The organism is Desulfosoma sp. (assembly GCF_052743555.1).
The window spans coordinates 86491-110055 of the sequence record NZ_JBRAHS010000006.1 but is presented as its reverse complement, the minus strand read 5'-3'; the positions used below and the strand labels follow the sequence as shown (position 1 = coordinate 110055).

Annotated in this window: 22 protein-coding genes; 19 read left to right on the top strand and 3 right to left on the bottom strand. The window is 57.7% G+C overall.

Annotated features, from left to right (window positions below; all coding sequences use genetic code 11):
* Positions 1-255: 255 nt before the first annotated feature.
* Positions 256-2457: a cache domain-containing protein gene (locus ACUVSA_RS05465; protein ID WP_445894066.1), complete on the bottom strand. Its 2202-nt coding sequence runs from the start codon at positions 2455-2457 to the stop codon at positions 256-258.
* A gap of 359 nt (positions 2458-2816) precedes the next feature.
* Positions 2817-4238 (bottom strand): glutamate--tRNA ligase, encoded by a 1422-nt coding sequence (gene gltX, locus ACUVSA_RS05460; protein ID WP_445894065.1) that lies wholly within the window; start codon positions 4236-4238, stop codon positions 2817-2819.
* A 163-nt stretch (positions 4239-4401) separates the two neighbouring features.
* Here gltX and ACUVSA_RS05455 point away from each other — a divergent pair, with 163 nt between their 5' ends.
* From ACUVSA_RS05455 to nusB, 16 genes are all read left to right on the top strand, one after another.
* Positions 4402-5013 (top strand): nitroreductase family protein, encoded by a 612-nt coding sequence (locus ACUVSA_RS05455; RefSeq protein ID WP_445894064.1) that lies wholly within the window; start codon positions 4402-4404, stop codon positions 5011-5013.
* A 415-nt stretch (positions 5014-5428) separates the two neighbouring features.
* The gene (locus ACUVSA_RS05450; protein WP_445894063.1) at positions 5429-5968 is read left to right on the top strand and encodes a YceD family protein; all 540 of its coding nucleotides are present in this window, start codon (positions 5429-5431) and stop codon (positions 5966-5968) included.
* A 26-nt stretch (positions 5969-5994) separates the two neighbouring features.
* Entirely contained in the window at positions 5995-6177 is a 183-nt protein-coding gene (rpmF, locus tag ACUVSA_RS05445; protein WP_445892804.1) for a 50S ribosomal protein L32, read from the top strand.
* Between the two features lie 21 nt (positions 6178-6198).
* A complete protein-coding gene (locus ACUVSA_RS05440) occupies positions 6199-7302 on the top strand; it encodes a phosphate acyltransferase (protein ID WP_445894062.1) in 1104 nt (367 codons plus the stop codon).
* Positions 7299-8468, top strand: a complete 1170-nt coding sequence (locus ACUVSA_RS05435) for an acyl-CoA dehydrogenase family protein (protein ID WP_445892806.1) — start codon at positions 7299-7301, stop codon at positions 8466-8468. The genes ACUVSA_RS05440 and ACUVSA_RS05435 overlap by 4 nt, the downstream gene beginning before the upstream one ends.
* Before the next feature lie 134 nt (positions 8469-8602).
* Positions 8603-9394: an electron transfer flavoprotein subunit beta/FixA family protein gene (locus ACUVSA_RS05430; RefSeq protein WP_445892807.1), complete on the top strand. Its 792-nt coding sequence runs from the start codon at positions 8603-8605 to the stop codon at positions 9392-9394.
* Positions 9391-10575, top strand: coding sequence for an FAD-binding protein (locus tag ACUVSA_RS05425; RefSeq protein ID WP_445894061.1), 1185 nt, complete (start codon positions 9391-9393; stop codon positions 10573-10575). Before ACUVSA_RS05430 ends, ACUVSA_RS05425 begins: the two co-directional genes overlap by 4 nt.
* 313 nt (positions 10576-10888) lie before the next feature.
* Positions 10889-11632, top strand: a complete 744-nt coding sequence (fabG, locus tag ACUVSA_RS05420; RefSeq protein WP_445894060.1) for a 3-oxoacyl-[acyl-carrier-protein] reductase — start codon at positions 10889-10891, stop codon at positions 11630-11632.
* A gap of 51 nt (positions 11633-11683) precedes the next feature.
* The gene (gene fabF, locus ACUVSA_RS05415; protein ID WP_445894059.1) at positions 11684-12937 is read left to right on the top strand and encodes a beta-ketoacyl-ACP synthase II; all 1254 of its coding nucleotides are present in this window, start codon (positions 11684-11686) and stop codon (positions 12935-12937) included.
* A gap of 28 nt (positions 12938-12965) precedes the next feature.
* Entirely contained in the window at positions 12966-13418 is a 453-nt protein-coding gene (gene rpiB, locus ACUVSA_RS05410; protein ID WP_445892522.1) for a ribose 5-phosphate isomerase B, read from the top strand.
* 2 nt (positions 13419-13420) lie between these two features.
* Complete coding sequence (glyA, locus tag ACUVSA_RS05405) at positions 13421-14734, top strand: serine hydroxymethyltransferase (protein WP_445892523.1); 1314 nt, start codon at positions 13421-13423, stop codon at positions 14732-14734.
* A 75-nt stretch (positions 14735-14809) separates the two neighbouring features.
* Positions 14810-15934 carry a bifunctional diaminohydroxyphosphoribosylaminopyrimidine deaminase/5-amino-6-(5-phosphoribosylamino)uracil reductase RibD gene (gene ribD / locus ACUVSA_RS05400; RefSeq protein WP_445894058.1) on the top strand — a complete coding sequence of 375 codons (1125 nt, stop codon included), beginning with the start codon at positions 14810-14812 and terminating at the stop codon, positions 15932-15934.
* Positions 15935-16150: 216 nt separating this feature from the next.
* A complete protein-coding gene (locus ACUVSA_RS05395) occupies positions 16151-16819 on the top strand; it encodes a riboflavin synthase (RefSeq protein WP_445892520.1) in 669 nt (222 codons plus the stop codon).
* Between the two features lie 136 nt (positions 16820-16955).
* Positions 16956-18194 (top strand): bifunctional 3,4-dihydroxy-2-butanone-4-phosphate synthase/GTP cyclohydrolase II, encoded by a 1239-nt coding sequence (locus ACUVSA_RS05390; protein WP_445894057.1) that lies wholly within the window; start codon positions 16956-16958, stop codon positions 18192-18194.
* Positions 18181-18642: a 6,7-dimethyl-8-ribityllumazine synthase gene (gene ribH, locus ACUVSA_RS05385; RefSeq protein WP_445892518.1), complete on the top strand. Its 462-nt coding sequence runs from the start codon at positions 18181-18183 to the stop codon at positions 18640-18642. The genes ACUVSA_RS05390 and ribH overlap by 14 nt, the downstream gene beginning before the upstream one ends.
* Before the next feature lie 8 nt (positions 18643-18650).
* Entirely contained in the window at positions 18651-19082 is a 432-nt protein-coding gene (gene nusB / locus ACUVSA_RS05380; RefSeq protein ID WP_445892517.1) for a transcription antitermination factor NusB, read from the top strand.
* A gap of 58 nt (positions 19083-19140) precedes the next feature.
* Here the strand turns inward: nusB and ACUVSA_RS05375 are convergent, their stop codons facing one another.
* Complete coding sequence (locus tag ACUVSA_RS05375; protein WP_445894056.1) at positions 19141-19725, bottom strand: hypothetical protein; 585 nt, start codon at positions 19723-19725, stop codon at positions 19141-19143.
* Between the two features lie 527 nt (positions 19726-20252).
* Between ACUVSA_RS05375 and ACUVSA_RS05370 the strand changes: the two genes are divergently transcribed.
* The 3 genes from ACUVSA_RS05370 to ACUVSA_RS05360 are packed head-to-tail and all read left to right on the top strand — an operon-like array spanning position 20253 to position 23522.
* Positions 20253-21035, top strand: a complete 783-nt coding sequence (locus tag ACUVSA_RS05370; RefSeq protein WP_445892515.1) for an ATP-binding protein — start codon at positions 20253-20255, stop codon at positions 21033-21035.
* A 13-nt stretch (positions 21036-21048) separates the two neighbouring features.
* Positions 21049-21822, top strand: a complete 774-nt coding sequence (folE2, locus tag ACUVSA_RS05365) for a GTP cyclohydrolase FolE2 (protein ID WP_445894055.1) — start codon at positions 21049-21051, stop codon at positions 21820-21822.
* Positions 21823-21854: 32 nt separating this feature from the next.
* On the top strand, positions 21855-23522 hold the full coding sequence (locus ACUVSA_RS05360) for a bifunctional aminoglycoside phosphotransferase/ATP-binding protein (protein WP_445892513.1): 1668 nt from the start codon (positions 21855-21857) through the stop codon (positions 23520-23522).
* Positions 23523-23565 lie beyond the last annotated feature (43 nt).

Below are 23565 nucleotides of genomic sequence, written 5' to 3'. Positions count from 1 at the left end.
GGACCCCAAGAACGCCCTTTGTTGGCACCTTCGGCCCCTTCCGAACGCCACGAAAGGGCACTCTCAGACCTATCCCCTAGCCTCTCTTGGACATCGAATGCGGCGGGCGCACCCGTGCACTGAAATCGGAGGAACCGCGTCTTGGGGGTCCGTCAATCCCCGGACGCGCAGGAGCGCCTTCCTTCGGTACCAAAGGTTCGCTCCTCCGATTGGGATCAAAGGGATCGCTCCTGCAGAACGCCGCACATTCTTGGCTCAGCACATGGGAAAAGACACGCTCAAGAGCAGTTCCTTCTCGCCTTTGCGCTGCAGCCGCACCAGGCTGCGGTGACGGTGAAGGATCATTTTGGCCAGTGGAAGATCCAGCAGACGGGACTCATCCATGCGGCTGGTAAAGGGATAAAAGAAATGTTCGATGTCATCGTCGGAAACATGCAGACCGCAGGCCTGCACTTCAAAGAGCACGACGTTCGGCCCGGAGGCGGATGAGATTTTGAGGGTACCCCCGTCCTCAGGGCAATAGCTCAAAAGAGCCTCCAGGAGAACGTGCAAGGATTTTTTAACCAGATTCTGGTCCAGCATAAGAAGCGGCAGATCCGGTTGCAGATGCGCTTCGACCAGCACAGACTGGGCTTGGAATTTGGGTGAAAGGTCCTCAAGGACCTGAGTGACCAGAACATTGATATCGCTTCGCACGGGAACAATCACCACCGGCTTCAAATATTCCTGAATTCTTTCCAAAATGTTTTCCAAACGGGCCATTTCCTTCAAGATGATCTGCGCCTTTTGCCGATGCGGATCATCCTCGGGCAGGCGACTCATAAGACGGCGCGCAAACCCTCCGGCCACGGCGATGGGATTGCGGATTTCATGGGCCAGACGCGCGGAAATCTCGCTGAGCATCCGCAATTCCTCCGTTTGAATGATTTGCTGCTGCAGGGCGTGGCGTTCGGTGACATCCACCAAAAAGCCGTCCACCATCTGGACCTTGCCTTCCGCATCCAAAGCGGGCAAAGCATGGTCCAGCACATAGATGGGCTGACCGTTTCGATGGCGCAGACGGTATTCTTCTCGAAACTCGCGACCTTCCCGCAGGCACTGGTCCATGAGAGGCCAGATGCGGTCACGGTCCTCGAACCAGACTTTTTCCTTCCAGAACCGAGGCATCTCCAGAATTTCCGCCTGAGACATGCCCAAAAGGTCTTCCACAAAGCGGTTGACGAAAACCATGTTGCCGTCCTTATCCAACCGGTACACCACCAGCGGAACCCGTTCCACCAATGTGCGGTACTTTTCTTCAGACTCTCGAAGTTCCCGCGTCCGCGCCTGAACCTTTTCCTCCAGCGTGGCCGCATACAGTTTGATTTGCTCTCGAGACATCTCCAGGGTGCCCAACATTTCGTCCAAGGCATCGGCCAGGGTGCCCAGCTCCCCCAAGGGGCGCACTTCCAGGGGCCGAACGGCGCGGCCCATGGCGATTTCTCGAGCAAAGGCAATCATGCGGTCAATAGGGCGAGTAAAGAAAAGCGCAATGATATAGATGGCCCCCACCGAGAGGACCATGCCAATGAAGCCCAGCCCAAGCATCCAGCGACGGTAGCGGACCGTGAGGGCAGCGGCGTCGGAGCGATCCACACCCACTTCCACCAGCGCGGCTGGTTCGCCGCGATAATCGGGCACGGCATGAAGGAGAAAGGCATAAGGGCGATGCCCCACTTTAAGGTGGACATATTGTGGAATGCCGGAGGCAAACACAGCGCCGTATGTGCGTTGCGGTCGTTCAAAGGCGTCGGACAGCGTTGACGCCACCACATGAAGCTCTTCAGGGGGCCCTTCGTGCACCGACAAAATACTCACATCCGCATCCCCATGCAGGCGCATGGGCTCCACGATCTTTTCTCCCAGAGAAAACCCCACTTCCAATAGCCCGACCAACTGTTCTTGCCAGTACACGGGCACAACACCCCGAATACCATAACCCGTCGCCCCCCATTCCAGCCCGTAGACGCTGCGGCCCTCCTTGAAAACGTCTTGAATTTGTTTTCGATAGGTCCAGAGTTCATCGCCGAATTGATAAAGCCTGTGCAGGCGCAGAAACGAACGCCCCGGAGGAATCTCAAAGTGGAATTGGTAAATGCCGTAGTGACGTCGCATGAATTCATAGGCGGGATAGCACAACTCCAGCAACCGCATTCGGTCCCGGTCGGCCAAGGCTTTGGCGATTTCCGGGTTTCGAGCAAAGCCCGAAGCCAATGACACAGCCCATTGACCGCGCAGTTCAAGCGTGTGCAGAAAAGTCTTGTAAATGCTTTCAAGCCGTTGTTGTTCTTGGCGCTGAATGAGGGTGTTTTGGCTTAAAATGGCGAGCCACACCAATGAACAGGTCCCGAAAAAAGCGAGGACGATAAAGGGCACGATGAGACGATACCGCAGGGGTAAGGTTCTCAGGCGGTTCAAAGCCCTAAATCCTCTGTTGGAGTTCCCGGACTCGGCTACTCAAGCAGCCCGTCCAAAAATGCCGATGTGACCTCAATGTCCATGGACTGGTGGACGCTGCTCCTATCATGAGCGTTCCCATTGCATCGAGGGGGACGCGCTCCCGCGTGTCCCCACATGTGCGGACGGCATGAAGGCCGTCCTTCCGAAAGCCTCGGCCGGAAGCTCCATCCGCGTACAAAAACACTTGGAGAGCCTTTGGGGTCAGCCTCTTTGGATCAATGCTTTTCGGCGCCTGGCCACGGCATCGGCATCAGGGCCAACCCCTTGTGGGCGCCAACGGCCCCTCGTCTTCCTTCTGCCGACGCCCTCGAATGAGCTCAGGCACTCTCTTGTGAGCCCTTCACGGATTCCATGTACGCACACGCTTGAGCCAGCCGTCCAATCACCGCCTCTTTTCCTAATATATCCATAATCTCAAATAGCCCCGGGCTGGCCGTCACTCCCGTCAGGGCCACGCGAACGGGCTGAGCAATTTTTCCCAGCTTGAGGCCCATCTCTTCGGCCAATTCCCTGAAAATCTTCTCCACGGCCTCTTCGGTAAAACGATTCAGAGCCTGTAGGCGTTCCATCAAAAGCCGAAAAGGACGAATCATGTCCGGGGTGAGAAACTTTCGCGCCGCTTGGTCGTCATAGCTTACCCGATCGACCAGGTAAAAGCGCAGCCCTTCTGCCAGTTCCTTCAGTGTGCGCGATCGAGGCTGCAGGGTTGACACGGCCCGTTCCAGAAATGAGGCCTCCTTTTCAGGCAATTGCATCTGCCGAAGAAACGGCAGCACCAGGCCTCCAAGCTCTTGCGGGGTTTTCTCTCGAAGGTAATGGGCGTTCAGCCACAAAAGCTTTTCCATGTCGAAGACACTTGCTGAAGATCCCACACGGTCCAAGTCGAATTTTTCGATGAGTTCCTGTCGGCTGAAAATTTCCTGATCCCCATAGGACCACCCGAGGCGCACCAGGTAATTGACCAATGCGTCCGGCAGAAATCCCATGTCTTTGTAAGCCATGACGGACGTGGCGCCGTGGCGTTTGGAAAGGCGCGTGCGATCCTGGCCGAGGATCATGGGGACATGGGCAAATCGAGGCAATGGAGCGCCTAGCGCCTGGTAGAGCAGAATCTGGCGCGGGGTATTGTTCACATGGTCATCGCCACGAATGACATAGGTGATCCCCATAGAAACATCGTCCACCACCACCGCGAAGTTGTAGGTGGGCATGCCATCACTTCGAAAGAGCACCAGGTCGTCCAGTTCTGCGTTGTCGAATTCGATGGGCCCCTTGATCAGGTCGTTGAGGAGGGTCGTGCCGGCTTGAGGACAGCGGAAGCGCACCACACGGCCTGGCGCGGGTCCCAAACCTTTTTCCCGGCACCGACCGTCGTACTTGGGTTTTTTTCCCGCCTTGAGGGCTTCCTGTCGGCGCCGCTCCACCTCTTCGGCGGAACATTCGCAGTAGTAAGCATGACCTGTTTCCAAGAGTTTTTGCAGGTATTCTCGATAATAAGCCATGCGCTGTGTCTGGTAATAGGGGCCTTGGTCCCAATCCATGCCGAGCCATTCCATGGCTTCCAGAATAGCTCGAATGGACTCGTCCGTGGATCTTTCGCGATCCGTATCTTCGATGCGCAAAATGAAAACGCCGCCGTGACGGCGGGCGAAAAGCCAGTTGAACAGAGCCGTTCGAGCACCTCCGATGTGCAGGTAACCGGTGGGGCTCGGAGCAAATCGCGTGATGACGGTTTCCATGAGCGGGGCTTCTCCTGAACTGTTCTTGAAATGCGCAGGCTTTTGGGGATTGAATACATAAGTCATAGCCATTGAAACAGGTGATCGCTTAACATAAAGCCGAGCGGATCTCAAGACGCGCGGTTTCACCCGATAGGCAACCTTAAGAGGGAAGGAGCAGAGCATGGAGTGGAGGGCTCTGAACGAGAGGCGACGATCGGTCAATTTTTTCGACCCCTCAGTGACCATCACGGCTTCGGATCTCGAAAAGATCTACGAGGCGGCCAAACTGGCTCCGTCTTCCTTCAACCTGCAGCCCTGGAAGGTGGTGGCCGTCATTTCCAAGGAAGAAAAAGAGAAGTTGCGCGCCGTGGCCATGAATCAACCCAAAGTCACAGAGGCCTCGGCGGTTCTGGTCCTTTCTGGCAACACCCAGCAATTTTTGGAAAGCCAAGATGTGTTTGAAGATTGGGTCGCCAAGGGCTACATGAAAGCCGAGGCGTTGCCTCAGGCCATGGCCGCTGCGGAACGCCTTTACGGAGGAGATCGCGCTCTGGGCTATGCTTCACGAAACGTCGGTCTGTTTGCCATGAACCTCATGCTCGCGGCCCTGGATCAGGGTTGGGACACTCACCCCATGGACGGGTTTGACGTGGAGGGTGTTCGAAACCTCATGGGTTTGGATCCCAAATATGTGCCGATCATGCTTGTGGCCATCGGCAAGAAACGCCCCGACGCGGCGCTTCTGCCGCGAGGCATGCGCCGCTCTTTTGAGCAGGTCTTCATCCTTCGTTAGGACCTTGGCCGAACATGCCGGGTGAGGTTTCTGGTTTCTGGCTCGAAGGTTTGCGCGCCCTGGCTTTCGAAGGGACGGTCTCCCAGCCGTCCGCGGACTTGCGGACCAGCAGAAGCCGGTCCCTCTGAGCACAATGGAGTGAGCAAATCCCTGGTCCTGAAGGAACGCGGTGCGTCCGGAAATCTGAGGACCACAAGGACGCCGTCTATCTGTTGAGACAGACGGGTCGGTAGAAAGGTCAGAGGAAGGCCTTCCTGAACAGCTTCCTGGAAATTGTGGGTGAGCGGTCAAAAGGGCGCCGGAAAAAACCGTCTGCCCGCCTTAAGGACAGCCTGACTCAGTGCATAAAGTGTGCTTGACAGAGGCGCGTCGATGCCTATACTTAGCGCTTTACGCGTGACCGAGAGAGGCGAGCATGAGAATCCGTGTGGACGAAATTCCAGAATCAGGGCGCCTGCTTCATGTCCATTGGACGAAGGATCGTTTGGAACGTATGCTGCCGCCCAACGATCCTCAAGGGTTTTCCTTGGCGCGCCCACTGAACGCTGATCTGGAAATTCACAAGAAGCCCGACCACGTTGAAGTTACGGGCCTCATTGCGGGACAGCTGACCTTACGGTGCGATCGGTGCCTTGACGAATATGCAGCGGTCTTGAAGCGCACCGTGCGGGTTCTTCTTTTCCATGAAGAACACGGGCCTCATGAGGAAGAGGTGGAGCTGGAGCCGGATGAATTGGAATACGAATTTTTTGATGGTGAAATCATCGACGTGGACCGTATGATCGCCGAAGAGGTGTTCCTGGAAATTCCCATGCGATGCTTGTGTTCCGAAACCTGTCGAGGATTATGTTCCGGCTGCGGGGCCAACCTCAACAGAGAACCATGTGCGTGTCAAAAAACCCAGGCCTCCTCGGCCTTTGCGGTGCTGAGAAGCCTCAAACCTGGAAATCCCTGACGCTGCCAAACAAGGAGATGCATATCATGGCCGTACCGAAGAGAAGAACTTCCAAATCAAGACGAGACAAACGCCGGAGCCATCTGCATCTGACGGCTCCTTCCTTGTCCACATGCCCTCAGTGCCATGAACCCGTCATGCCGCACCGCATCTGTCCCTCGTGCGGGTCTTATAAGGGCAAGCCGGTCTTGGTCACCGAAGAAGTTTAGAACGGGGGCGTTGACCTTTGAATGGCTGGGCCGATGGTCATCGCCGTCGATGCCATGGGGGGGGATGCGGCCCCCGATGCGGTTGTGCGGGGCGCGCTCCAGGCCTCAACCCGCACCAATGCGCGAATCCTTCTCGTTGGCAACGAAAAACGCCTTCATCGCTGCCTGGCTTTCGAGAAACACTCACCGGCGGTTGACGTCCTCCATGCCCCGGACACTGTGGACATGGGGGACCTCGGTCCTTTGGCCCTTCGAAAAAAGAAACTATCTTCACTCTACGTGGCCATGGATCAATTGCAGCGCGGCGCCGCCGATGCGGTGGTGAGTGCGGGTAACAGCGCGGCCATTGTGGCCACCGCATCGCACCATCTGGGGCTCATTCCCGGACTGAAGCGGCCGGCCTTAGGCGTGCTCTTGCCATCCTTCGGGCCCGACCTGCTTCTGGCGGACGCTGGCGCTCATAGTGAGTCCGGCAGCATTCATTTGGCGCAGACGGTTTTTTTGGCAGTTTCTTTTTTGAAGCATGCTTGCGGCCGTCCCCATCCCAGCATCGGCATTCTCAACATCGGGCATGAACCAACCAAGGGCCCTCGCACCATTCAGGGTGCCATGAAGCTTCTCGCCGAGACTTCCGCCCCTGCCGTGCGTTACGTGGAACCGCACACTCTTTTTCATGGCACGGTGGATGGCGTGGTCTGTGATGGCTTCGTAGGCAATGCCTTGCTGAAGCTTTTGGAAGGGGTGTCGGATGCCGCCCGCCAATGCATGGAAGCTTATGGGGACGGCATTCTCGAGCCCTCTTCAAACCGAGAGGCTTCTCCGCTCGAACCCTGGTTGCACCGACTGGCCTTTAAGGAACTGGGAGCCGCTCCGTTACTGGGTGTGCGGAAAACCGTGCTCATCGCCCACGGTCGCTCTCGGGCCCGGGAAATCGCCAACGCCATCCTGGAAGCCGAAAGTTACGTTCGACAGGAACTCTCCCCGCGCATGGCCAAGGATGAGGAACTCTTAGAAAACTTGGCGGCGGTTCGAAGCCACTATACACGATGGATGCTTGCCGGACTCAAAGGCCCATGGCGATTCAGCACCAAAAAGCCGGAATCCGATAAAGGAGGACAGCCTTGAATTACTTTTTGACCGACGAGCAGAGGATGATTCAGGAATTGGCCGAACAAATCGCACGGGAAAAAATTCGACCCGTGCGAGCCCAGTTGGATGAAGCCGAAGAGTTCCCCACGGAGATTTTAAAAATCTTGGCTCAATCGGACTTGTTCGGTGTTTATATTCCTGAAGAATACGGCGGTTTGGGCGGCGGCATTTTGGAGAATTGCCTGGCCGTGGAACAACTGGCTCGAGCCTGCATTGGTGTGGCCACTTCCTTTGCCGCCAGTGGCCTGGGGGCGTACCCCATATTGCTCTACGGCTCGGAAGCCCAAAAATCCGCCTACCTTCCAGACATTGCCTCTGGAAAAAGGCTAGCCGCCTTTGCCGTCACCGAATCGGGCGCCGGAAGCGACGTGACGGCCATTCGCACCACCGCCGTCAAGGACGGCGATTTTTACGTTTTGAACGGGACCAAGCAATGGATCACCAACGGCGGAGAAGCGGACATCTACAGCGTGTTGGCGGTCACAGACAAGACCAAAGGGCCTCGAGGGGCCAGCTTTTTCATTGTGGAAAAGGGGGATCCCGGGTTCACTTTCGGAAAGAAGGAAAAGAAACTCGGCATTCGCGCTTCGGCCACGCGGGAGCTGGTGTTTCAGGACTGTCGCATTCGCAAGGACCGCCTTATCGGCCGCGAAGGGATGGGGTTTATCATTGCCATGAAAACCTTTGACAAATCCCGACCGGGTATTGGAGCTTTAGGGGTGGGGCTGGCCCAAGGCGCTCTGGACATCGCCGTGGAGTATGCGCGAAAGCGGATTCAATTCGGCAAGCCCATCATCACTTTTCAGGCAATTCAGCACAAGTTGGCGGACATGGCCATTAAAACGGAAGCCGCTCGCGCTTTGATCTATTGCGCTGCGCGCCATCTGGACACGGACCCGCCCGATGCCAGCAAGGTGGCCGCCATGTGCAAGGTTCTCGCCAGCGATACGGCCATGGAAGTAACCACGGAAGCCGTCCAAATCCTTGGAGGCTACGGATACATGCGGGATTATCCCGTGGAGAAGATGTTTCGCGATGCCAAGATTCTTCAGATCTACGAAGGTACCAATGAAATTCAAAGAAATATCATCGGCCAGGAACTCAACAAGGAATACGGTCGCATGAAGGAAAGCTTTTTTTAAAAGGCAGGCCGCAAATGTGCGGACCAGCGCGCGCCGGTTCCTCCAAAAAACTTTTCGGATCGGGTCGTTTCGCTTCGTAATAAAGGGTGTTTTTGAACCAGCTGTTCAGGGCCTTTACCGGGGGGGGTAGAGCAATGAAAATCGTCGTCTGCATCAAGCAAGTTCCCGATGCCAAGAACGTGCGCATCGACCCCCACACCCACACCCTGGTCCGCCAAGGGGTGGAGTCCATTATCAACCCTTTTGATCTTTTTGCCGTGGAAGCCGCCCTGCGCCTCAAAGACCAGCATGGCGCCCATGTCACGGCCCTCACCATGGGCCCCCCTCAGGCGGAAGAAGCTTTGCGGGAAGTGCTGTCTCGAGGCGTGGATGATGCAGTGCTGTTGAGTGACCGGGCCTTTGCCGGGGCAGACACGTGGGCGACTGCCACGGTTTTGTCGGCCGCCATTCGAAGAATGCAAGACGTCTCCCTGATCCTCTGCGGCAAACAAGCCATCGACGGGGATACGGCGCAGGTGGGACCTGAAGTGGCCACGATCCTGGACATTCCCTACGCCACATTCGTCAAGCACCTGGAACTCCAAGGCGACAGCCACCTTCAAGTGGTGCGCAAAACCGATGAAGGCACTGAAGAATGGCTGTTACCTTTGCCCGCTTTGGTGACGGTCCTTCGCGATGTCGGCGATCCGAGGCTTCCATCCTTGAAGCACAAGATGCGTGCCAAAAAGGCCGTCATTCCCGTGTGGGGCTTAGCGGATGTGGGGCTTTCGGAAGATCGCGTGGGGCTTCGAGGTTCCTTTACGCAAGTGGTGCGCGTTTTTAGTCCACCGAAGCGTTCGGACCGATGGATGCTGGAAGGGTCGGTGGCCGAGCAAGTGGAAAAACTTTACCAATACTTGAAGGAAGCCAAGGTTCCTGGTCTATGAAAGCGCTGATTGATCTGCAGAAATGCACGGCCTGCGGTGTTTGCCAGGATGTGTGCCCTGTGGGGGCCATCACGGTTTTGGAAACCCATGCCGAGGTGTCCGACGATTGCACCTTGTGCGGAATGTGCGTGGACACCTGTGAATTTCAGGCCATCACGCTGCCGGAGGTGGGTTCCGGCGCCGCGGCCGACGCAGCCACCTATAAGGGCGTATGGGCTTTTGCGGAATGGCGCCGCGGCAGGGTGCACCCCGTAAGTTATGAGCTCCTAAGCGCGGCTCGGCGCCTAGCGGACAAAAAAGGTGTTCCGTGCGCCGCCGTGCTCCTGGGAGAAAACCTAGGGGACAGCGCGGAGGAACTGCTGCGCTATGGTGCCGATGTGGTCTATGTGGTGGATCACCCCGCTTTAAAGCATTTTACGGATGAAGCCTACAGCCGGTGCCTTGTGGAATTGGTGCGACGCCGAAAGCCGGAAATCCTTCTTGCCGGGGCCACCTCCATAGGCCGATCTTTCATTCCCCGCGTCGCCGCCATGCTGCAAACGGGCCTCACCGCCGACTGCACTGATCTGGACATCAGCGATGAGGGTCTGCTCCTGCAGACGCGTCCCGCCTTCGGCGGCAATGTTATGGCCACCATTATCTGCCCCTACGGTCGCCCTCAAATGGCGACGGTGCGCCCTCGAGTCATGCGGCCGGTGCCGGACCCGCGCAACGGCCGCCTGGAACCTGTCATTCTGCCCGAAGAAGTCTTTCTTACCCGCGTGCAAGTGCTCAAGGAGATTGACGAGGAAGACACCACGGCGAAACTTTCCGAAGCCGAGGTGATCATTTCCGGAGGGCGCGGGTTGCAGAAAGCGGAAAATTTTCGAATGGTGGAAGAACTGGCGCGGCTTTTCAAGGGAGCCGTCGGCGCATCGCGCAGCGCCGTGGAAGAAGGCTGGGTGCCGGTTTCCCATCAGGTGGGCCAAACGGGACAGACGGTCTCCCCGACACTTTACATAGCCATCGGCATCTCAGGGGCCATTCAGCACATCGTGGGCATGCAGGGATCCAAGATCATAGTGGCCGTCAACAAGGACCCGGAAGCCCCTATCTTTGACGTGGCCTCTTGCGGGGTGGTGGCCGATCTTTTTGAATTCCTGCCGGCCTTTATTGACCGCGTTCGACGCGGCGAAACCTAGGAGTGTCTGCGAAAATGGGTTTTCGGGGCCGTTTTCGTTTCCTTCCGTAGGAGCGCCGCAAGGCGCGATAAGGCGTCGCGGCTTGCACCGCTCCGAAAGAAGGTGTTCTCGAGCAGGCTCCTGGCAGACTCTCCCGAAAATACCTATTTTCGCCCCCCATATGGGCCATAACCAGACGCAATGGCTCGATTGCCGGTGAGCGAAAAGGAGTTTTTAGGCAGGATCTCGGAAAAAGGGGCGCGTTGCCGAGGTTCAAGGCCGGGCGCTTTGAGGCTGGCGCGCGCAGCAGGTTGCATGGCGAAGGGAGGTCCTCATGGCACAGGCCAGAGTGGTTGTGGTCACAGGCGCCAGTCGTGGTATCGGCCGAGCGGTGGCCGTGGCTTTTGCTGAACTCGGCACCACGGTGGTGGTCAATTACAGGTCAGGGCGTGACGCTGCGGAAGAAACCGGGCGCGCCATTGCGGACCGAGGCGCGCAGGCGGTCCTCAGCCCTTTTGATGTGGCGGATTCCGAAGCCGTCAAGAAGGCCTTCAAGGAGATCACCGACTCTCTGGGGCGCCTGGACGTCTTGGTCAACAATGCCGGCATCACGCGGGACAACATTTTCCCTCGCCTCAAAGAATCCGATTGGGACGAGGTCCTTAACGTCAATCTCAAAGGCGTCTTTTTGTGCTGCCAGGCCGCCATGCGTCCCATGCTCAAACAGCGCCATGGACGCATCATCAACATCACTTCCGTTGTGGGCTTTACAGGCAACGCCGGCCAGTGCAATTATGCGGCAGCCAAGGCCGGCATCGTGGGCCTGACGCGCTCTCTGGCCCGCGAGGTCATTTCCCGAAACATCACCGTAAACGCCGTCGCTCCCGGTTACATTGAAACGGAAATGACCCAGGCTCTTGGAGAAGACGCCCGACAGGCTCTTTTGGCGCAGATTCCTGCAGGGCGTACGGGAACACCTGAGGAAGTGGCCGCCGCCGTGCGCTTCCTGGCTTCTGATGCCGCAGGTTACATCACAGGCCAGGTTTTGCATGTCAATGGCGGCATGTTCATGGGATAGGCACGGGAAACAACTCGCACCATTTTCAGGACAACCAACGACGAGGGCATCATGGCAGAAGACCGAAAGCGAAGGGTGGTGGTCACAGGATTGGGAATGGTCACGCCTCTAGGGATCGGCGTGGAACAGAACTGGACTCATGTGATCAACGGCGTCTCAGGCATCGGTCCCATCACCCGCTTTGATACGGAAGGTTTCGCCACCCGTATCGCCGGCGAGGTCAAAGGGTTTCAGCCGGAAGCATTCATCCCCAAAAAAGATTTGCGCAAGATGGATATCTTTCTCACCTACGCCATCGCCGCCGCCCAATTGGCCATTCAAGACGCCTCACTGACCATCCATCCCGCGGAAGCTCCTCGAGCGGGCGTGGTCATGGGATGCGGCTTGGGAGGCCTGACCAGCATTGAAGAATCTCATAAGACACTCTTGCAATCGGGACCCCGCAAGATCAGCCCCTTTTTCATTCCTATGCTCATCGGCAACATGGCTTCGGGACTCATCTCCATTCAGCACGGCGCCAAAGGGCCCAATCTGTCCATCCAAACCGCCTGCGCCGCGGGGACCCATGCCATCGGCCTTGCCTTTCACTGGATTCGAGATGGAGCCGCTGACATCATGATCACCGGCGGCGTGGAATCCACCATCACTCCCCTTTGTGTGGGGGGCTTTAACGCCATGCGAGCCCTGTCCACGCGCAATGACGAACCGGAGAAGGCCTCCCGTCCCTTTGATAAAGACCGGGACGGCTTTGTGTTGGGAGAAGGCAGCGCGGTGCTCATTCTGGAGGAAGCGGAACGGGCCAAGAAACGGGGCGTTCGCATCTACGCGGAGGTGATCGGTTTCGGCGCTTCGGGAGATGCCTACCACATGACGGCGCCGCCCCCCGACGGCTCGGGCGCCGTCCTATGCATGCGGGCGGCTCTGAACGATGCGGGCATCGCCCCTCAGGAAGTAGACTACATCAACGCCCACGGCACCTCCACAGATCTCAACGACCGCCTGGAAACCCTGGCCATCAAGACGGTTTTCGGGGACCATGCCAAGAAACTGGCCGTCAGTTCCACCAAGTCCATGACCGGCCATTTATTGGGTGCCGCCGGGGGTGTGGAAGGAGCCTACACGGTGCTGACCATCTATCACGACACCATTCCGCCCACCATCAACTATGAAACCCCCGACCCCGAATGCGACCTGGACTACGTGCCCAATGTGGCCCGCAAGACCGAGGTGCACGTGGCCATGTCCAACTCCTTTGGGTTCGGCGGCACCAACGGAACCGTGGTCTTTCGAAAATGGACGCAATAGGGCAAGGGCGCTTGAGGGGTTTGGGGCAATGAAAATTATGCTCGGTGCCGATCACGCCGGCTACGAACTCAAGGAAAAGATTGCGGAACACCTGCGCCGCGCCGGCCACGAGGTCCGAGACATCGGCACGCATAGCCTCGATTCGGTGGATTATCCGGACTACGCTTTTTCAGTGGCCCGCGCCGTGGCCAAGGGCACAGTAGATCGCGGCATTCTTGTGTGCGGCAGCGGCATCGGCATGTCCATGGCGGCCAATCGAATTCCCGGCGTGCGGGCGGTGCTGGCTTCAGAGCCTTACGCCGCCAAGATGAGCCGGCGCCATAACGACAGCAACGTTCTGTGCCTGGGCGGGCGTTTCATCGGCCCGGATCTGGCGATGGAAATCGTCACCGTGTGGCTGGCCGAACCCTTTGAAGGGGGCCGCCACTGTCGCCGTTTGGAGTTACTGGACAATCCTTCTTTCTGGAGAAACCCTCAATGAACATGAGCTCGTTGGAGAGGACGGACCCGGCCATGGCCAAGGTCCTTCGTGACGAAGAGACACGGCAGCGCACCAAACTGGAACTGATTGCTTCAGAAAACTTCGTCAGCGATGCCGTGCGGATCGCTCAAGGATCCGTGCTGACCAACAAGTACGCCGAAGGGTATCCGGGACGGCGTTACTACGGGGGCTGCGAACACGTGGATGTGGCCGAATCCCTGGCACAAGAGAGGGCCAAGACCCTCTTTCAGTGCCGCTACGCCAATGTTCAACCCCACTCCGGATCCCAAGCCAACATGGCCGTCTATTTCGCGTTGCTGGAACCGGGTGACACCATCATGGGTATGGACCTGCGCCAAGGAGGGCACCTCACCCACGGCAGTCCCGTGAGCTTTTCCGGAAGGCTGTTTCGCGTGGTCTCCTATGGAGTGCATCCCGACACGGAAACCATCGACTTCGACCAAATGATGCGGTTGGCTCGGGAACATCGGCCCAGACTCATTGTAGCCGGAGCCAGCGCCTATCCACGCCTCATCGATTTCGAAAAATTTCGGCACGTGTGTGACGACATCGGGGCCTATTTGATGGTGGACATGGCCCACATCGCCGGGTTGGTGGCCGCAGGCCTTCATCCGAACCCGGTCCCCTATGCCCATGCCGTGACTTCCACCACCCACAAGACGCTTCGGGGGCCTCGCGGGGGTCTGATCCTCTCCGACGACCTGGACCTGGGCAGGAAGCTGGACAGCCAAATCTTTCCCGGCATTCAAGGCGGCCCGCTCATGCATGTGATCGCCGCCAAGGCTGTCGCCTTTCACGAAGCTTTGCAGCCGGCCTTTAAAGCATACCAGCAGCGCATTGTTGCCAATTGTCAAGCCTTGGCCTCGGCCCTGTGCAACCTGGGTTACCGCCTGGTTTCCGGAGGCACCGACAACCACCTCATGCTCGTGGACCTCAGGAACAAGGGCATCACGGGAAAAGTAGCCGAACAAACCCTAGATCGTGCGGGCATCACCGTCAATAAGAACTCCATTCCCTTTGATCCGCAGAAGCCCAACACCGCCAGCGGCATACGCATCGGCACGGCCGCGGTCACCACGCGCGGCATGGAACCGTCGCACATGCAGCTCATCGCCGATTTTATTCATCAGGCCTTGAATGCCGTGGACAACGAGAGCCGCCTGGCCGAACTGAAAAGGAATGTGGCGGCCTTTTGCCAACAGTTTCCTTTGAACGCCTGGGTAGACGATGACACTCGGGGCTGGAGTTCCACGTCCGCGGCCGGTGCGTGTCCCAAGGCCGGTGCATGTCTGTAGGTGATAAGGCTGTCGCCATGGTGAAAAGATTTGGGGCCCTCACGTCCGTAAGCATGCACGGAAACCCATGACGCCATGACGGACTTCATGCCACAAGACGAGCACTTTATGCGGCGGGCCATCCGCTTGGCCGTGAAAGGCCGCGGGCGCACGAGCCCCAACCCTATAGTCGGAGCTGTGGTGGTTCGGGATGGGCACGTCGTGGGGGAGGGCTTTCATCAACAGTTGGGGGGGCCTCACGCGGAAGTCCATGCCCTGCGCCGCGCCGGAAGGTCGGCGCACGGAGCGACGCTTTACGTGACGCTGGAGCCCTGCAACCATCATGGGCGTACGCCACCCTGTACAGAAGCCATTCTGCTGGCGGGGATCGCTCGAGTGGTCATCGGCATGAGCGATCCCAATCCAAAAGTGACAGGGGGCGGGGCCGAGCGTCTGCGCCAAGCCGGGCTTTCCGTCACCATGGGCGTGTTGGAAAAAGAATGCCGCGCCCTGAATCAACCTTTCATCAAGTGGGTCACGCAGGGCCGTCCCCATGTGACGCTCAAATGCGCCGCCACTCTTGACGGACGCACGGCGACGCGTACAGGCGACTCTCGATGGGTGAGCGGCGAAGCTTCTCGTCGGCTCGTCCACAAAATGCGGGCCACTATGGACGCCGTGCTGGTGGGCATTGGGACAGCTCTGGCCGACGATCCGCTGCTCACGGCACGCTTGGGTGCAAAAACCTACCGCCAGCCGGTGCGCATCGTCCTGGACACCCAGGCCCGCTTGCCCCTGGCTTCGCAGCTCGTTCGAACCGCGCAACAAAACCCTGTGCTCGTGGCCTGCAGCGACATTGCCCCAAAGGCAGCTCGTGAACGGCTCACCGCCCAAGGCGTTCAGGTGGTTGTGTTGCCCTTCCAAGATCCTTTCGGCGTGGACCTAAAGGCCCTTTTGAATGAGCTGGGTCGGCGCTCCATCACTAGTGTCTTGGTGGAGGGAGGATCACGCATTCAGGGGGCGTTTTTGGATCACGGCCTGGCTGATGACTGCTATTTCTTTTACGCACCAAAGATTCTTGGCGACGCGTCCGGTGTACCCATGTTTCAAGGGAGATCCCGGCTCGCCCTGGGCGAGGCGGTCCCCCTTTACGCGTGCGAGACGCGCCGAGTGGGGCAGGACATCCTGGTCTACGGACGTTTTTCGCCGGAATTACTTTAGCAGCTTGGTTGATGCGCACAGGCTCGATTGCTAGAGCGCCATGAGGCGAAAACGCGTTCTCGGACAGGCTCCTCACAGAGGTTTCAGAGAATGGTCTGGCCGCATCCTTTTGGCTTGAGGCTATAGGAGCGCCGCACGGCGCGATAAGCCGTCGCGGCTTGCGTCGCTTCGACTAACGGTGTTCTCAGACAAGCTCCTCAGGTTGAGGTGAGCTGAATGTTTACAGGTCTTGTGGAGTGTCGAGGGACCGTGCTGCGCCTGGAGCGCCGCGGGGTGGACGCTCGCATGGTCCTTCGATCCGAAAAGATGTTTTCCGACATGAGCCTCGGCGAAAGCGTGGCCGTGGACGGCGCATGCCTGACCGTCGTCTCTTTTGAAGGCCCGGTCTTTTGCGTGGATGTCTCCGCCGAAACCCTGTCAAAAACCACTCTGGGAAGCAAGAACTCCGGGGCTGTGGTCAATCTGGAGCGGGCCTTGCGGCTTGGAGATCGCCTGGGAGGGCACCTCATGCAAGGCCATGTGGACGCCGTGGGCACGCTCACCCAAAAGAGAATAGAAGGACGTTCCTGGCGTTTTGCTTTCACGGTCCCGGAAGAACTTTCTCCGTTCATCGTGGCCAAAGGATCCATCGCCGTCAACGGTGTGAGCCTCACCGTAAACGGTTGCACGCCGGGCCGCTTCGATGTGAACGTCATCCCGCACACGGCCGAGATCACCACGCTCGGCATGCTCTCTCCAGGCGATCCGGTCAATATCGAAACGGACATCATCGCCAAATACGTTCATAACATGCTGCAGGCGTGGAACGCGGCGCCCACGGACGCCTCAAGGGCGCGGCCTACAGGCGTCGACGCGGATTTTCTCAAACGGCATGGCTTTCTTTGACACAAGCCGTCTTGAGTCTCCCCTTCCACCGTGTTATAGGTCACGCGTTCCGGCATCCGCTGCGGTCGGGTGCCTTTTATGAGGGGCGAGAAAATCCCCTAAGCCCCTTTATTCCTTGTGGGAAGGGAGTTTTCTCATGCCGCTGGCAACTATACCTGAAGCTCTGGAGGACATTCGTCAGGGCAAAATGGTCATTTTGGTGGACGATGAGGACCGGGAAAACGAGGGCGATCTTTGTATCGCCGCCGAAAAGGTGACCCCGGAGGCGATCAACTTCATGGCCAGATACGGCCGAGGCCTCATCTGCCTCGCTCTCGCGCCGGAGTGGGTGGATCGACTGCAACTGCCCATGATGGTCCAGCATAACAAGTCGTCCTTTGGCACCGCTTTTACCGTCTCCATCGAGGCCCGCACCGGGGTGACCACGGGGATCAGCGCAGCGGATCGAGCCCACACGATTCTGACAGCCGTGGCCGATGACGCTCGCCCGGAAGATCTGGTCAGCCCGGGCCATGTGTTCCCTCTGCGGGCGAAAAAGGGTGGCGTTCTCGTGCGCACGGGCCAGACGGAAGGTTCCGTGGATTTGGCGCGACTCGCCGGCTTGAAACCGGCCGGTGTGATCTGCGAAATCATGAAAGACGACGGGACGATGGCCCGCATGCCGGACCTGGAAAAATTCGCCGCGGAACATAACCTCAAGATTGTCACCATCGCCGACCTCATTGAATACCGCATGCGCACGGAAAGCTTCGTGCAGCGCGTCGCGGAAGCCCAGTTGCCCAGCAAGTACGGCCATGACTTTCGCGTCATCGCCTACACCAATGCCATCGACGAATTCACGCATCTGGCTCTGGTCAAAGGATCCTTTGGGCCCGACGATGAGGTGCTGGTGCGCGTCCACTCGGAATGCCTGACCGGCGATGTGTTTGGATCTTTGCGGTGCGACTGCGGTGATCAGCTCCGCTCGGCCATGAAGCAAATCGATCGGGAGGGTCGAGGCGTGCTGCTGTACATGAGGAATCATGAGGGGCGGGGCATTGGGCTCATCAACAAGATCAAGGCCTACGCCCTTCAGGAACAAGGCTACGATACCGTGGAAGCCAACGAAGCCTTGGGATTTAAGGCGGATCTTCGTGACTACGGTATCGGCGCACAGATCCTGGTGGACTTGGGCGTGCGCAAAATGCGCCTCATGACCAACAACCCCAAAAAAATCGTCGGCCTACAGGGCTACGGCATCACGGTCACCGACAGGGTGCCCATCGAAATTGAACCCAACGAATGCAATCTCCATTACCTGAAAACCAAATGCAAAAAAATGGGACATGTGCTCCAGTGCTTCACGTTGGAAGGGGTCCAAAATGAAAGTGCATGAAGGACAGCTGCGCTCCGAAGGTCTTTCGTTCGGCATCGTGGTCAGCCGCTTCAACGACTTTATCTGCGAACGGCTTCTCGGCGGGGCTCTGGATGCCTTGAGAAGGACGGGAGCCAGCGAGGACCGCATCGATGTTTATCGCGTGCCCGGAGCGTATGAAATTCCGCTGGCGGCCAAAAAACTGGCCGACAGCGGCCGCTTTGATGCGGTGATCTGTTTAGGGGCCGTCATTCGCGGCGCCACACCCCATTTCGACTATGTGGCCAATGAAGTGGCTAAGGGCATTGCCACCGTGAGCCTGGAAACCTCAGTGCCGGTCACCTTTGGTGTCCTCACCACAGACACCCTGGAACAGGCCATCGAACGGGCAGGTTCCAAAGCTGGCAACAAGGGCTTTGAAGCGGCCATGGCCGCGGTGGAAATGGCCAATCTCCTGAAAAGCATCTAAAAGCCACTATGGGAACACGTCGTCAAGCCCGAGAAATGGCGCTTCAGGTGCTCTACCAGATGGACCTCAACCACATGGCGCCGGACCGCGCCTTTGAACTGGCCTGTGCATGCTTTGAGCTGCCTCGGGAACCCAGGGCTTTTGCCAAGCTCCTGGTGGATGGAGTCAGCGCCCATCAACCGGACATCGACCGACACCTGGCCGCCGCTTCCGAACATTGGCGGGTCGATCGCATGTCGCCGGTGGACCGAAACATATTGCGCATCGCCCTTTACGAAATGCTGTATCGGGACGACATTCCGCCGCGCGTGTCCATCAATGAAGCCATTGAACTGGCCAAGCGCTTCGGATCACAAGACTCCAGCGCTTTCATCAACGGTGTTCTGGACAAGATTTACCATGAAAGCCCGGCTGTTGCCGCTCGCGCCACCGACGCCTGATGGGCACCGAATGCCACAACAGATCGCGCCGTACCAGCCCGCGCACCACCGTGAGATCCTAAATGACCGCATCAAACGGCTTTCCCTCAACCAGTGCCGCCTGATCCAGCGCCGTGGCCTCATCCCCGTCCGCCGCCAACGTCACCTCAAAGCCCTTGAGCTGTAAAATCTCCCTCAAGGTTTCACGAACAATGTGTTCATCATCCATAATGAGCAGCCGTGCCGTGAATGCACCACGCTCTTTCGTCGGCCCATCCCTATCAACCCCTGAAGATTTCTGAAACGTCCCCGCGGGAAGGCAGACGATCAGCTGGGTTTCCGCACCGTCGTCCCTGACGGCAGCGAGATGACCCCCACGCCGGCGAACCACCAAATACGCCGTGGACCCTCCCAATCCTTTTCCCACAGCCAAATGCCTGAAGGCGTACGGTTCAAAGATCCGATCCAATTCCAGGGGACTCAGGCGCAGATCCGGTGCAGTGAGAACCAAGCACACCTTCTGTCCCGATGCCGTGGCGGTGGGACAAGCGATGTGTCTTTCCCCTTCGACCCGCCCTTCCACATGGATGCGGGCGGCGCCTTTCAAGAGGAAGGCCTCTGCGGCCAAGTCCGCCACAGCGTGCGCCAGCAGCTTTGCACCCACCGAAATTTCCTGAAAATCCTCGGAAACATCCCACGAAAACCGGTACATTCAAGGCGTTCAAGGCGGGCACGAGATGCTCCACGATGAAAAACAGTCCGCCTTTAGGGTCCGTCGTTGGGGAGCGCCCCCATCCGCAAAGGTCAAAAGCCTTCGAAGGATCTCTAAGGTAATCGAGGGCCTGCATCAGCAAATCCACCATGCGTACCCTCCCTTTTCACGAGGTCCTCAAGGCCCCCCGGCGCCCATGTCTCTGGGAAACCGGAGCGATAACGTCTTGATGGGAAAGGATGGCCGGCGGCAGTGATCCGAACTTAAAAAACCTATAGCAAAAATTCGCGAAAAGCTTCGACCATGGTTTTAGCCGCTGAAACGCTGCGCAACCCAAAGATGCAAAGCCTCACACCCCGCTGGGCCTGTGGGCCTGCCTTGAGCACCATTAAGGGTTGTCAGGCCTGGTGGGACGTATTAAAAGGGCTGTGCGACGCTCAATGTGCTGTTCCGTTCCATGGTGCAGGGAGGATCAACCCGTGAAGATTGCCGTGAGCGGCAAAGGTGGTGTGGGCAAGACAACACTTTCGGCCTTTTTGGCGCGATGGTTCGCCGAGCACGGCAAATCGGTCCTGGCCATCGATGCTGATCCCGACGCCAACTTGGGCTATGCCCTGGGTATCGCCGATGCGGCGGCCATCACGCCCCTGTCTCAAATGAAAGCCTTGATTGCCGAGCGGACCGAATCCGTGCCCGGAAGTTTTGGCGGCTTTTTTAAAATGAACCCCAGAGTAGACGACCTGCCTGAAAAAGTCGCCGTCCCGTGCGGCCCGGGTCTTCGACTCATGGTCATGGGCGGTGTCAAGAAAGGGGGCACGGGCTGCGTGTGCCCGGAAAGCGTGCTTCTGAAAAATCTTGTGCACCACTTGATCCTCAGGCGGGACGAAGTGGTCGTCATGGACATGGAGGCCGGCATCGAACATCTGGGCCGCGGCACCTCCAAAGCCGTCCATGCCTTGATCATTGTGGTGGAACCGGGACGACGCAGCATTGAAACGGCCCTGAAAGTCCAACAGCTCGCGGCCGACATCGGCATCGCCAACGTGTACGTGGTGGGCAACAAGATTCGCAACGACAAAGACCAGGCTTTTTTGCTAAGCAGCCTGAACGGATTCGCGTTTCTGGGCTTCATTCCCTATGATGAAAGCCTCATCGAGGCGGATTGCGCCGGGGTTTTTGCCGACCTCATCAAGGATTCCACGCGAAAAGCCCTGGAAACCATCGCTGAAAACCTCACCCGGCAACAGACCATGCCCGCATAAGAACATTGTGACCATGATCGACGTTCAAAGTCTTTTCGATCATCGAAATATTCACGTCGATAAGGTGGGGGTCAAAAACATTCGCTATCCCCTCACCGTGATGGACAAAAAAAACGGGGTGCAGCACACCGTGGCCAGCATCAATATGTATGTCAATCTGCCACGGGAATTCAAAGGCACCCACATGAGTCGCTTTGTGGAAATCCTCAACGAGTTTTACGGACATCTGGATATTCGAGAATTTTCCAAGATTCTGGAAGCCATGCAGAGCCGCCTGAACGCCCAATCGGCCCACTTGGAAATCAGCTTTCCTTACTTTATCGAAAAATTCTCCCCTGTCACGGGCACATCGGGACTTATGGAATACTTGTGTCGAGTGAGCGGGTCCCTGAGCGGGGAGAACAACTTTGACCTTGTGGTGGAAGTCAATGTTCCCATCACGACCGTGTGTCCGTGTTCGCGTGAAATCTCCAAGCACGGGGCTCACAACCAAAGGGGCACGGCGCGGCTCGCCGTACGATTTAAAAAATTCATTTGGATCGAGGATCTCATCCGCATCGTGGAAGAAGCCGCATCGTGCGAAGTGTATTCCCTGCTCAAGCGGCCCGACGAAAAATTCGTCACGGAAAAGGGTTATGAAAATCCCAAGTTCGTGGAGGATGTGGTGCGGGATGTGGCCTATCGGCTAAAAAAAAATCCCCACATTCTATGGTTTCAGGTGGATGTGGAAAATTTTGAATCCATTCACAACCACAGCGCTTATGCGTTTATCGAACGCGCTTTGTGAGGCGCCGTTCAGTTCATGAGGAGGCCATGCCCATGGAGAACGCCATGGCCGCCTTTGAAACGGTGTGCCGCGCTTTTACCGATCCCTCTTTTTACCCTCACCCCGTGACCACCATTCAAAGGATTGATACCCACATTTCGGCCGTCTTCCTTACAGGCCCCTGGGTCTACAAGCTGAAAAAACCCGTCAATTTCGGTTTTCTCGACTTTAGCCGCCTGGAATCCCGATGCCATTATTGCCGCCGCGAAGTACTCCTCAATCAGCGATTCAGCCGCGGCGTCTATGACAAGGTGGCGACGGTTCGGCAAGCCCCTTCCGGAACCCTGTCCCTGGGTGGACCCGGATCCCTCGTGGAATGCGCCGTGGTCATGCGGCAGCTTCCTTGGCACCAAAGCCTTGAAGCGCTCCTGGCCCAGGGCGCCTTAAAAGCCGAGCATTGGCGACAGCTGGGGGAGCGGCTGGCGGATCTTTACGTTCAGGCCGAAAGAAACGATGAGATTCGACGTTTCGGCACCCTCGCCGTCATCTCTCAAAATGTCATGGAAAATTTTGATCAGACCGCACCCTTTGTCGGCACGCTTTTGAATGCGGAAAAGTGGCATCTTATTCACAACGTGAACCAGGCTTTTATGGAAAGCCACAGCGACCTTTTTGAGGCTCGGCTCAAAGAAGACCGCATCTGCGACGGCCACGGCGATGTACGCACGGACCACATCTATTTCGTGGACGATGCCATTCAAATCATCGATGCCATCGAATTCAACGATCGATTTCGCTTTGGAGATGCCGCCGCCGACCTTGCGTTTCTCCACCTGGACCTGGATCATCGAGGCGCTTTTTCACAGAGCCTCTTGGTACTTCACGCTTATGCACGCCGGGCTCACGACCCTTCCCTGTACCGGGTGCTGGATTTCTATGCGTGTTATCGAGCCATGGTACGGGTGAAGGTGTCCTGTTTGAGGCACCGGGAACTGACCGAAGACGAAGGTCGAAATTTTCAGGACCCGGAAGCTGCGGCCGGCCGACGCCTCGCGGCCCGGTTTCTGGATCTCGCTTACGCCTACGCCGCCACCATGACCCGCCCCACCCTGTACGTGTTCTGCGGGTTGCCGGGTTCCGGAAAATCCTTTCATGGACAAAAGCTGGCCGAAGCATTTCGCCTCTCCTTGGTGGCAACGGATGCCATTCGGCGGGAGTTGTTTCGAGAATTTCAGGAAGGCTTACCGGAAAAGACGGCTTACGGCGCTGGGCTCTACCACAAGGATCGGCGCCGCATGGTCTACGCCCGTCTTTTGAACCGAGCCCATGAACAGCTTAAGGAGAGGCGCTCCGTGATTCTGGATGCCACGTTCGGCGAGCGCAAGTGGCGGGAAGAAGCCCTGCGATTGGCCCAGGACCAAGACGCCAATATCATCGTGGTGGAATGCCGATGTTCTGAAAACACCCTGGCACAGCGCCTGGCGAAACGGTCTTCACAGCCAGGCCTTTCCGACGCCCGAATCCACCACCTGCCACATTTTCTTCAAGAAGCCGAACCCATCACTGAACCTTTACCTCCCCATAGCCATCTGGTGTGCCACACGGAAGGCGACCCGGACGACGTCTTTTATCAACTTCTGGGCGATCTGTACGCGCTGCAGTGCGCCCAAACTCGAGCCCGTCTGGGGCCCACAGACCGCCTATTCCCTGCACCCGGCTGAAGACCCGTACCCGGCCTACGCAGCTTTTCATACAGGGGGAGCT